7 protein-coding genes are annotated in these 11609 nt (G+C 63.8%); 3 read left to right on the top strand and 4 right to left on the bottom strand.

The features are described 5' to 3' along the window. Window positions 1-55 precede the first annotated feature (55 nt). From IVB47_RS31805 to IVB47_RS31795, 3 genes are read right to left on the bottom strand one after another with little or no spacing between them, the layout of a single operon-like run. Window positions 56-3424, bottom strand: a complete 3369-nt coding sequence (locus IVB47_RS31805) for an error-prone DNA polymerase (RefSeq protein ID WP_247467420.1) — start codon at window positions 3422-3424, stop codon at window positions 56-58. Then, window positions 3421-5013: a DNA polymerase Y family protein gene (locus tag IVB47_RS31800; protein WP_247467418.1), complete on the bottom strand. Its 1593-nt coding sequence runs from the start codon at window positions 5011-5013 to the stop codon at window positions 3421-3423. Before IVB47_RS31800 ends, IVB47_RS31805 begins: the two co-directional genes overlap by 4 nt. Continuing rightward, window positions 4910-5698: a DNA repair protein gene (locus tag IVB47_RS31795; protein ID WP_027569026.1), complete on the bottom strand. Its 789-nt coding sequence runs from the start codon at window positions 5696-5698 to the stop codon at window positions 4910-4912. Before IVB47_RS31795 ends, IVB47_RS31800 begins: the two co-directional genes overlap by 104 nt. Before the next feature lie 163 nt (window positions 5699-5861). Between IVB47_RS31795 and IVB47_RS31790 the strand changes: the two genes are divergently transcribed. From IVB47_RS31790 to IVB47_RS31780, 3 genes are all read left to right on the top strand, one after another. Further along, window positions 5862-7097 (top strand): putative DNA modification/repair radical SAM protein, encoded by a 1236-nt coding sequence (locus tag IVB47_RS31790; RefSeq protein ID WP_247467415.1) that lies wholly within the window; start codon window positions 5862-5864, stop codon window positions 7095-7097. Continuing rightward, a complete protein-coding gene (locus IVB47_RS31785) occupies window positions 7097-8539 on the top strand; it encodes a UdgX family uracil-DNA binding protein (RefSeq protein WP_247467412.1) in 1443 nt (480 codons plus the stop codon). Before IVB47_RS31790 ends, IVB47_RS31785 begins: the two co-directional genes overlap by 1 nt. Window positions 8540-8638: 99 nt before the next feature. After that, window positions 8639-10267 (top strand): inorganic phosphate transporter, encoded by a 1629-nt coding sequence (locus tag IVB47_RS31780; protein WP_247467407.1) that lies wholly within the window; start codon window positions 8639-8641, stop codon window positions 10265-10267. A gap of 75 nt (window positions 10268-10342) precedes the next feature. Here the strand turns inward: IVB47_RS31780 and IVB47_RS31775 are convergent, their stop codons facing one another. Continuing rightward, the gene (locus tag IVB47_RS31775) at window positions 10343-11515 is read right to left on the bottom strand and encodes a M20 aminoacylase family protein (RefSeq protein WP_027569022.1); all 1173 of its coding nucleotides are present in this window, start codon (window positions 11513-11515) and stop codon (window positions 10343-10345) included. Between the last annotated feature and the right edge of the window lie 94 nt (window positions 11516-11609).

Below are 11609 nucleotides of genomic sequence, written 5' to 3'. Positions count from 1 at the left end.
ATTGCTTCGCTGCGCTCGCAATGACGGCATGGCGACATTCTGCGTGCCCATAGCCTCAATGAAAGTCCCTTGACGGCGGCAGGATGCGGACATTGCGGGGATGGCGAAGTTTTTGCGCGGGCGCATCGGTGTGGGCGCGGGGATCGTCGTTGAGCGGTTCGACCACGGTGGCGCCTGCCGGCACCGGATGCTTGCGGCCGAGGGCGTCGTTGGCGAGGCCGACCAGATCGTGCGAACGGTCGATCATCCGCTGGGCGATCAGATGCGTCACCTTTTCGGGGCTGCTCTGGATATAGCCTTCGACCAGGATGAGGCGTGCGCCCATCACCTCCTTCCGGTACTGCTCCATGATCTTCGGCCACACCACGACATTGGCGATGCCGGTTTCGTCCTCCAGTGTCATGAACACGACGCCGCTGGCGCTGCCCGGCCGCTGCCGTACCAGCACGACGCCGGCACAGCGGACACGGCGCCGCTCGTTGTCATGGTTGATGTCCTTGCAGGCGACGATGCGCTCGCGCGAAAACATCTCGCGCAAAAATTCCATCGGATGCCCCTTCAGCGATAACCGAATAGTCTGATAGTCCGCGACCACCTGTTCGGCCCGCGGCATCACCGGCAACGGCCTGGCATGCTCGTCCGGCTGCTCGCGTGCGGTGGCCACCTCGAACAGCGGCAGAGGCACATCGCCGGGCAGGCGCCGCACCTGCCACAGCGCCTCGCGGCGGTCGAGCCCGAGCGAGCGGAACACGTCGGCATCGGCGAGCAAGATCAGCGCGCGCTTAGGCAGACCGGTGTCGCGGGCGAAATCTTCCAGCGAGGTGAAGGGCCGGCGGTTGCGCGCGGCGACGATGCGGTCGGCCCAGTCGGGCGCTCTCTCCACACACTCATTCCGAGGCGCGCCTCTTTTCAGCCTTTCCTCATCCTCATCGAGCCAATGAAAACCGTCGATCTGGCGGAAGCCCAGGCGCACGGCGCAATATTTGTCACTTCTTTCTTCCAGCGTGTTCTGCGCAAAGCTGTAGGACACATCGATATCGCGCACCTCGACGCCGTTCTTGCGAGCGTCGCTGACGATCTGCGCCGGGGCGTAAAAGCCCATCGGCTGCGAGTTCAGGAGGCCGCAGCAGAATGCATCAGGGTGATAATGCTTCAGCCATGAGGAGATATAGACAAGCTGCGCGAAGCTTGCAGCATGGCTCTCCGGAAAACCGTAGCTGCCAAAACCCTTGATCTGTTCGAAACAGTTTCTGGCAAAATCCGGCGCATAACCGCGTGCGATCATGTTGCCGATCATCTTGTCTTCGAACTTGCCGATGGTGCCGACATTGCGGAACGTTGCCATCGCACGGCGCAGGCCGTTGGCCTCCTCGGCCGTGAACTTCGCGGCCTCGATCGCGATCCGCATCGCCTGCTCCTGGAACAGGGGCACGCCGAGGGTCTTGTGCAGCACTCTGTAAAGTTCGTCCTTGTCGCCATGCTCCGGTGACGGCGATGGATAGTTCACTTTTTCCAAGCCGTTCCGCCGCCGCAAATACGGATGCACCATGTCACCCTGGATCGGCCCCGGCCGTACGATCGCGACCTCGATGACGAGATCGTAGAAGGTCCGTGGCTTCAGCCGGGGCAGCATGTTCATCTGCGCGCGGCTCTCAACCTGGAATACGCCGAGCGACTCCCCGTCGCACAGCATGTCGTAGACTTTGGAATCATCCTGCGGGACGCTCGCCAGCATCCAGCGTTCGCCCTTGTGCTGCTCGATCAGATCAAAGCACTTGCGGATGCAGGTCAGCATGCCCAGCGCGAGCACGTCGACCTTCATCATGCTGAGCGCGTCGACATCGTCTTTGTCCCATTCGATGAAGGTGCGATCGTCCATCGCGGCATTGCCGATCGGCACATAGGTGTCGAGCCGGTCCTGCGTGAGCACATAGCCGCCGACATGCTGGGACAGATGACGGGGGAATTCGATCAGCTCGGTCGCGAGCTCGACTGCGAGGTTGATCATTGAATTTTGCGGATCGAGGCCGGCCTGCCTGACCTGCATGTCGTTGAGGCCCTTGCCCCAGCTTCCCCAGACGGTGTCGGCGAGGGCCGCGGTGACGTCCTCGGTCAGGCCCAGCGCCTTGCCGACGTCGCGGATGGCGCTGCGCGGGCGATAATGAATGACGGTGGCGATGATCGCGGCGCGATGGCGGCCGTAACGGCGATAGACATATTGCATCACCTCCTCGCGCCGCGAATGCTCGAAATCGACGTCGATGTCGGGCGGCTCCAGCCGCTCCTTGGAGATGAAGCGCTCGAACAGCAGATCGACCTTGGTCGGGTCGACCGAGGTGATGCCGAGCACGTAGCAGACCGCCGAATTCGCCGCCGATCCCCGCCCCTGGCACAAAATGTTCTGGCTGCGGGCGTAATGCACGATGTCGTGCACGGTGAGGAAGTAATGCGCGTATTTCAGATCGGCGATCAGTGCGAGTTCTTTCTTCAGGGTGGCGCGCAGCTTGTCGTCGATCTTGCCGCCGAAATATTTGTCGACACCGGCCCAGGTCAGATCCTCCAGATGCCCCTGCGCGGTCTTTCCCGGCGGCACCGGCTCATCCGGATACTGATATTTGAGCTGATCGAGCGAGAAGGTGATCTTGTCCGCAAAGCGCATGGTCTCCGCGATAGCTTCGGGGAAATCGCGGAACAGCCGCGCCATCTCCCTGGGCGTCTTCAGAAATCGCTCGGCATTGGCTTCCAGCTTCCGGCCGACCGCCTCGATCGTGGTTTTCTCCCGGATGCAGGTCAGCACGTCCTGGAGGGGACGGCGCGCGGGGTGGTGATAGAGCACCTCGTTGGTCGCAAGCAGCGGCACTTTTGCTTTTGCGGCGAGATCATCGAGCTGCGCGAGGCGGCGGCGGTCGTCGCCACGATAGACCAGGCTCGCCGCCAGCCACACGCCCTCGGCACGACTTGCCTTCAGCTTGGCGAGGATGTCCTGCGTCTGCGCCGCATCGAAGCGATGCGGCAGCGTCAGGATCAGGAGCTGGCCTTCGGAAAACGCAAGGAGATCGGCGAAGGTGAGATGGCACTCGCCCTTCGCAATCCGCGTGATACCGTCGCCGCGCTTGCCCCGGGTGAGAAGCTGGCACAGCCGGCCATAGGCGGCGCGATCACGCGGATAGACCAGGATATCGGGCGTGCCGTCGATGAAGACGATGCGGGTGCCAATCAAAAGCTTCGGCTTGTGCAGCACCTCGTCATTGTCGAGCTCCTTGTAGGCGCGCACCACGCCGGCGAGCGTGTTGTGATCGGCAATGCCGATCACGGGAATGCCGAGGATGCTGGCCTGGTGCACATAGGCACGCGGATCCGAGCCGCCGCGCAGGAAGGAGAAATTCGTGGTGATGCCGATCTCGGCATAAGCAGGCGTGTTCATGCGAAGAGACCGTGCACATACCAACCGGGAGGAGCGGGCTTGCCGTCGCCGTCGAAGCACTCCCCCTCGTAAAGACCGTCGCGAAAGATCCAGAAGCGCAAGCCTTCGGCATCCTCGATGCGGAAATAATCCCGCGTCAGTTGCTTGCCGTCCTGCCGCCACCATTCCATGGCGATGCGCTCGGGGCCTTCCACCCGCACCACCGCATGCTGCGCGCGGCGCCAGGTGAATTGATGCGGCGGCCCGTCGGGCACGGTCGCAAACGGCACATTGATCGGCTCAGGCTTGTCGAACAGCCGCAACGGACGCAGCGGCGGCTCAGTCTCGGTGCGCGCGGGCCATTCGGCCTGCATGGCCACGGCGAGATGATGCTGCGCCGGTGCGGCCAGCACCGCACATTCGGGGATATGGGTATCCTCAGGCAGATGCACGACGACGCGCTTTCCGCCGATGCGCGCGGCGATGCGGTCGATCAGCGCGGCAAGCTCGTCATTGTCGTGGACATGGGCGTCGAGATCGCGCTGCTCCTGCACCACGATCTCGGTGCGGCTTGCCGACAGCCGCACCATGTCAAAGCCGAAGCCGGGATCGAGGGGATCGGCGAGTGCATCGAGACGCTCGCGGAACAGCCGGTCGATGACTTTGCTTTGCGTCACGGGACGTCCGGTCTCGACCATAATCGCGCGCACCGCGCCGTCGGTGCGGAAGAAGGCTGCTTCCAGGCGGCGCGCGCCCTTGCCCTGCTTCTCCATCGACGCAATCAGCGTGTCCGCCAGGCGCGACAGCGTCATCGCGATCATGGTGTCGGTCGCGATCGGCTCGGCAAAGCGTTTCTCCACGATGTAGTCGGGCAGCGGCTTTCGCGGGCTGATCGGCGCATCGCCCTGCCCCAGCGCATGCGCGAGCAGCGTGGAGAACCGTGCGCCGAACCGCGCCGTGATTTCACTCGGCGTACGCGCGGCGACATCGCCGACCGTCTTCAGGCCGGCGCGGCGCAGGCCGATGCTGATGGCCTCACCCGCACCAAGCGCGGACACCGGAAACCGGCTGATTGCCGCCGCCTCCCCGCCATCGGCGACGATACTACCAGATGCCTGCCGCGTCAGCGTGCGCGCGCAGACCGAGGTGCCGGCGATCGCCGCGCTGACGGCAAAGCCCTGGCGATCGAGGGCACGGACAAGGGTTTGCAACAGCGCAGCCTCGCCGCCGAACAGATGCGCGCAGCCGGTGATGTCGAGGAACAGCCCGTGCGGCGGATCGAGTGCCACCAACGGCGTGAAACGATCGCACCAGTCGGCGATGTCGCCGATCGTCTTGGCATCGGCCACGGCATCGGCGTCGAACACCTTTAAATCAGGACACATCGCCCGGGCATTGGCCAGAGGCTGGCCGATATGCAGACCGAGGCGCTCGGCCGCCTCGTCCAGCGCATGGATCACCAGCGCGTTGCTGTCCTTGGCAACGACGATGCTGGGCGCATTATTTTCATGCAGTCCGACGTTGCCGAAGAACCGCTGGATCCGATCGATGGGCAGGCGCGGCAGCCACAGGCTGAGGATACGCCGACGATTCAGAGAACTGGCACTCATCACATTTCCATTCCATGATCCACCGGCCGCACGGGCCATGACGATTGCGCAGGAGCTCGGCATCGAAGCGCGGCGCCCCCCAAGCACTCCACATCGCGCCCGGCGGCGAATGCGCCGCGCGCAGCATCCATCTGGTCTCGGCGGTTGAGGGTAAAGGTTGCGCGGCCATCCGCAGCAACAGGCCGGTGACACCGGAAGATTGCGCAGCCAGCGTCAGCTTGCGGCTCGCCACCAGATCGAACTGCCTCGTCTCGCCCCAGAGCTCGAGCACGACGGCGCCCAGCGCGTCGCAGGCGAGCGCATCGGCCGACGTCCGCAGCGCACTCTCCACATCGGCGGCGCGCACCATCACCATGCGGCGCGGATCGAGACCGATCTCGGTGAGCCCGCTCATCGACAGCGCACCGGTTTCAATTTCTGAAAAATCCTGCCGCACCCACAGCAGCGGTTTTCGCGCCGTCACGCGCCCCGCAAGTCCGGTGACAAAGCCCGTCGCGGCCGCGCCCTGACGTCCCTCGCAAAATACCTCGTGGATTGCCGCGCGCGCGAGCCCGCCCTTTAGCGCGTTGTCGGCCTCGCGATGGCCGAGCGCGACACGGTCGCGATGATGCACGACCTCCGCCGTCTCGATGCGCTCGATCTGGCCGCGCAAGGCTGCAAGCGCGCTGATGCGTGCGCCGCTCATGGTCGCCGCTCCTTGAAGGGGTGATTGCCGTGGCTCTCAAAAAGAGAACCAACGGCTGGCTCAATTGTTCATGGTATGTTCTAATATAAAGCTAACGGCGCCTGGAGAGTCAATCGAATTGGCACTCTTCGGGATTCATGAGCTGAATCAAAGGGATTCCAATATGGACGTGCAACGCAAGCTGGAAATCCTGGCGGACGCCGCCAAGTACGACGCGTCCTGCGCCTCCAGCGGCACCGAGAGACGGGATTCCAGCGACGGCAAGGGCATGGGATCGACCGCGCCCGGCATGGGCATTTGCCATTCCTACGCGCCGGACGGCCGCTGCATCTCGCTGCTCAAGGTGCTGCTGACCAACGCCTGCAATTACGACTGCCTCTATTGCGTCAACCGCGCCTCCTCCAACGTGCCGCGTGCCCGCTTCACCATCGACGAAGTGGTCAAGCTGACGCTCGACTTCTACCGGCGCAATTACATCGAGGGACTGTTTCTCTCCTCCGGCATCATCCGCAACCCCGACTACACCATGGAGCAGGTGGTAAGCGTCGCGCGCAAACTGCGCGAGGAGCATCACTTCCGCGGCTACATCCATCTCAAAACGATCCCCGAGGCCGACGATGCATTGATCTCCGAGGCCGGCAAATATGCCGACCGTCTCTCCATCAACATCGAGATGCCGCAGGAGACGAGCCTGCAACAATTCGCGCCCGAGAAAGACGTGCGCGCGATCCGCCGCACCATGGGTCGGCTGCGGCTGAAGCTCGACGAGGCCGAGGAAAGCCGCAGCGCGAACACGAAAGCCAAGCCGCAGCGCTTCGCGCCGGCCGGCCAAAGCACGCAGATGATCGTCGGCGCCGACGCGGCCTCCGACCACACCATCCTCCACACCAGCGCCAATCTCTACGGTTCATACAGGCTGAGGCGCGTCTACTATTCCGCGTTCAGCCCGATCCCCGATGCCAGCCGCGCGCTGCCTCTGCGCGCGCCGCCCTTGCTGCGCGAGCACCGACTCTACCAGGCCGACTGGCTGATGCGGTTCTACGGTTTTGATGTCGGCGAGATCGTCGACGACAGTGCGATGCTGCCGCTCGACATCGATCCAAAACTCGCCTGGGCGCTACGTCACCGCGACCGTTTCCCGCTCGACGTCAACCGCGCCAGCCGCGAGGAATTGTTGCGCGTGCCGGGCTTCGGCACCAAGGCGGTCGAGCGCATCATCGCGGCGCGCCGCACGACCACCATCCGCGTCGCCGACCTCGCGCGGCTGCATGTGCCCCGCAACAAGGCGCTGCCGTTCATCGTCCTCAGCGACCACCGGCCCGCGCCGCACCGCCTCGACGAGGCACGGCTGATCGAACGGTTCAAGCCGAAGGCAACGCAACTGGGATTTGGCTTCTGATGCACTATATCACCCTCGAGAACGAAACCGATTTCGACGGCTGGCGCAAAGCCGCGCGTAGCCTCGTGCTTCACCAAATGAAACCGGCCGATGTCATCTGGGCCGTGCAGGGCGGCGAAGCGGAGCTGTTCGCGACGCCCTCGTCGTCTCCGCTGCCGGGGGCTGGCGATAGCACCTTCAACGTGCCTGCAAAATTCGTCGAGCTCGCCAAGGCCGCGATCCTCCATCGCGATCCCGAGCGTTTCGCGATCCTCTATCGCTTGCTGTTTCGGCTGAAGGACAATCACGATCTCATCGAGGTCGCGACCGATCCCGACGTCGCGCAAGTCATGGCCATGGCAAAGGCGGTCTACCGCGACGAACACAAGATGCACGCCTTCGTGCGCTTCCGCGAGATCGGCAGGGAACGCGAAGCACACTATGTCGCCTGGTTCGAGCCGGAGCATCATATCGTCGAGCTCGCCGCGCCGTTCTTCGCCCGGCGCTTTGCCGACATGCCCTGGTCGATCCTGACGCCGGATTTGTGCGCGCATTGGGATGGCCACGCGCTCTCGTTCACATCAGGCGTCAGCAAGAGCGAGGCGCCGAGCGAAGACCGGCTGGAGGAAACTTGGCGACGCTACTATGCCAGCATCTTCAATCCGGCCCGCCTGAAGGTGAAGGCGATGCAGGCCGAGATGCCGAAGAAATATTGGAGGAACCTGCCCGAGGCTTCGATCATTAAGCCCTTGATTGAGGACGCCGAGCGCATGACCGGCGCCATGATCGCCAATGCCGCAACCGATCCGCACAAGCCTCAAAAGCGGCCGGAGGCTCCGATGAAACGCAAGACCGCTGCCGACGATCTCGAAGCGCTCCGCGAGGAGGCCGCCCACTGCCGCGCCTGCCATCTCTACAAGGACGCCACCCAGACCGTGTTCGGCGAGGGTCCGAAGTCAGCCAATATCATGCTGGTCGGCGAGCAACCTGGCGACAAGGAAGACCTCGCGGGCCATCCCTTCGTCGGTCCGGCCGGCCAGATGCTCGACAAGGCACTGCAAGAGGCCGGCGTCGACCGCAAGAAGGTCTATGTCACTAACGCGGTGAAACACTTCAAATTCGTGCCGCGCGGCAAGATCCGCCTGCATCAGAAGCCGAATACGCCGGAGATAAAGGCCTGCCGGCAGTGGTACGAGCGGGAAGTCTCCGTCATCCAGCCCGATCTCATCGTTGCGATGGGCGCGACCGCCGCGCAGAGCGTGTTCGGCAAGATCACCCCTGTAGGCAAGACCCGCGGCCGGCTGATCGACCTTCCCGACGGTCACAAGGCGCTGGTGACGGTGCACCCGTCCTATCTGCTGCGGTTGCCCGATCCGGAAGCCAAGGCGCTGGAATATCAGCGCTTTGTCGAAGACCTGAAGATCGTCGCCGGTTTGCAGAAGAAAGCCGCGCGCGCCGCCTGAATACGGGCGGGAAAACCCCTTTCAGGTGCCGTCCTGTCATCCAGCCTTCAAATCCATCGGGGACAATAGCCCTTACAGAAAGTTAAGGGGCGTCCAGACATGACCGATGTTGCATTCGACCGCGCGGTAGCCGATCCCGCGCCGATCCAGCCGGCTTCGCGGCCAAATCTCGACAAGGGCTTCAATCCGCTGACACTGATCCTGTTCTTCGGCATTCTCGCCGCGGGCCTGCTCTATGTGGCCTACAGCATCTATTCGGATGTCGATGCGACCGGCACGCGGGTCACGAGCTACCTGCCCTATATCCTCCTTATCGTCGCCCTCCTGATCGCGCTCGGCTTCGAATTCGTGAACGGCTTCCACGACACCGCCAACGCGGTAGCGACCGTGATCTACACCCATTCGCTGCCGGCCGAGGTCGCGGTGATGTGGTCAGGCTTCTTCAACTTTCTCGGCGTGCTGCTCTCGTCTGGCGCCGTGGCCTTCGGCATTGTCTCGCTGCTGCCGGTCGAGCTGATCCTGCAGGTCGGCTCCAGCGCCGGTTTCGCGATGGTGTTCGCGCTGCTGATCGCCGCGATCCTTTGGAACCTCGGCACCTGGTATTTCGGCCTGCCGGCCTCCTCCTCGCATACGCTGATCGGCTCGATCATTGGCGTCGGCGTCGTGAACGCGCTGATGCGCGGACGCGACGGCACCTCGGGCGTGGACTGGGGCAAGGCCACGGAGATCGGCTATGCGCTTCTGCTGTCGCCGCTGGTCGGCTTCGTGTGCGCCGCCGGCCTGCTGCTGTTGCTCAAGCTGATCGTCAAGAACCCAGCGCTCTATGCCGCTCCTGAGGGTCACAAAGCCCCGCCGATCTGGATTCGCGGCCTGCTGATCCTGACCTGCACCGGTGTCAGCTTCGCCCACGGTTCGAACGACGGCCAGAAGGGCATGGGCCTGATCATGCTGATCCTGATCGGCACCGTGCCCACGGCCTACGCGCTCAACCGCGCATTGCCGGAGTCGCAGGTCGCCCAGTTCGCGAAGGTCTCGGATGCCGCCTCCAAGGTGGTTGCGGCCAAGGGCGCCGGCCATGCGATCATCGGCGATCCCCGTCCTGCGGTGACGCAGTACGTCACCTCGCATCACATCAGCGAAGGCACCTATCCTTCTCTGTCAGTGCTGGTGAAGGATGTCGGCGAGCAGGTCTCGAAATACGGATCGCTGAACAAGGTGCCGGCGGAAGTCGTCGGCAATACCCGCAACGACATGTACCTGACCTCGGAAGCGATCCGCTTCCTGATGAAGGACAAGGAAAATGATCTTAGCAAGGAAGAGGTCGCGACCTTGAACGCCTACAAGGGCGGCCTCGACAGCGCGACCAAGTTCATCCCGACCTGGGTGAAAGTGGCCGTCGCGATCGCGCTCGGCCTCGGCACCATGATCGGCTGGAAGCGCATCGTCGTCACCGTCGGCGAGAAGATCGGCAAGACCCATCTCACCTACGCGCAGGGCGCTTCCGCCGAGCTCGTCGCCGCCGCCACGATCGGCGCCGCCGACGTGTTCGGCCTGCCGGTCTCGACCACCCACGTGCTGTCGTCCGGCGTCGCCGGCACCATGGCCGCGAACGGTTCGGGTCTCCAGGTCGCCACCATCAGGAACATGGTGATGGCCTGGGTGCTGACCTTGCCCGTCGCTATCCTGTTGTCGGGCACGCTGTACGTGATCTTCTCGCGGATCTTCTGAAGCCGATCGCGTCACTCAAAAACAAAGGGCCCGTGCGATGCGCGGGCCCTTTTCGTTTGTGCTTTCGGCTTGACCTTACGACGCCGCGAGCGATTGCTCGACCAGCTTGACCCAGTACGACGTGCCGTAGACGATCGCCTCGTCGTCGAAATTGTAGGCGGGGTGATGCAGACCGGCGCTGTCGCCGTTGCCGCAGAAGATGAACGCGCCGGGGCGCGCCTCCAGCATATAGGCGAAATCCTCGCCGCCCATCAGCGGCGACATCTCGAGCACGTTGGCCTCGCCCGCAACTTGCCCCGCGATGCGACGCGCAATCTCTGTCTCCGCGGCGTGGTTGTTCACCACGGGATAATTCCGCTGGTAGCGCAGGTCGATCTTGGCGCCGGTAATCTGCGCCACGCCCGCCACGACCTCATGCACGCGCTTCTCGACCAACTTGCGCACCTCCGGCGACAACGTGCGGATGGTGCCCCTCAGTGTCGCGGTTTGCGGAATGACGTTGCGGGCGTTGCCCGCGTGGAACTCGCAGATCGAGATCACGGCCGATTCCAGCGGATCGACGCTGCGCGCGACGATCGACTGCAGCGCGGTGATCACCTGGGCACCAACCAGAACGGAATCGACACATTTGTGCGGCCGCGCGGCATGGCCGCCAAGGCCTTCGATCATGATATCGACCTCGTCGGTCGCCGCCATGATCGGACCCGGCCGGATCGCGAACGAGCCCACCGGAATGCCCGGGCCGTTGTGCATGCCGTAGACCTGCTCGATGCCGAAGCGCTCCATCATTCCGTCCTTGACCATGGCCAAGCCGCCGGCGCCACCCTCCTCGGCCGGCTGGAAGATCACCACCGCATCGCCGGCGAAGTTGCGGGTCTCGGCGAGATAACGCGCAGCACCGAGCAGCATCGCGGTGTGGCCGTCATGGCCGCAGGCGTGCATCTTGCCCGGGGTCTTCGAAGCGTAGGGCAGGTTGGTCTGTTCCTCGACCGGCAGCGCATCCATGTCGGCACGCAGGCCGATGGCCTTGAGGCCCTCGCCGGCCGGCTTGCTGCCCTTGATCACGCCGACCACGCCGGTCTGGCCGATGCCCGTCACGACCTCATCGCAGCCGAATTCGCGCAGGCGGTCTGCGACGAATGCTGCGGTGCGGTGGACGTCATAGAGCAGCTCCGGATGCTGGTGGATGTCCCGGCGCCAGGCCTGAATATCGGGTTGAAGGTCGGCGACGCGGTTCACGATGGGCATGGAGGGTCTCAAGCTTTGTTGAAAATGCAGGCCTGTCTACCATGCAAGCACCAGTCCACCCAACTGGCGGGGGCTCCGGGTAGCTCTGTCCTCT

The organism is Bradyrhizobium sp. 62 (genome assembly GCF_023073035.1).
In the GTDB taxonomy this organism is placed as follows: Bacteria; Pseudomonadota; Alphaproteobacteria; order Rhizobiales; family Xanthobacteraceae; genus Bradyrhizobium.
This window is presented reverse-complemented; position numbering and strand designations above follow the sequence as displayed.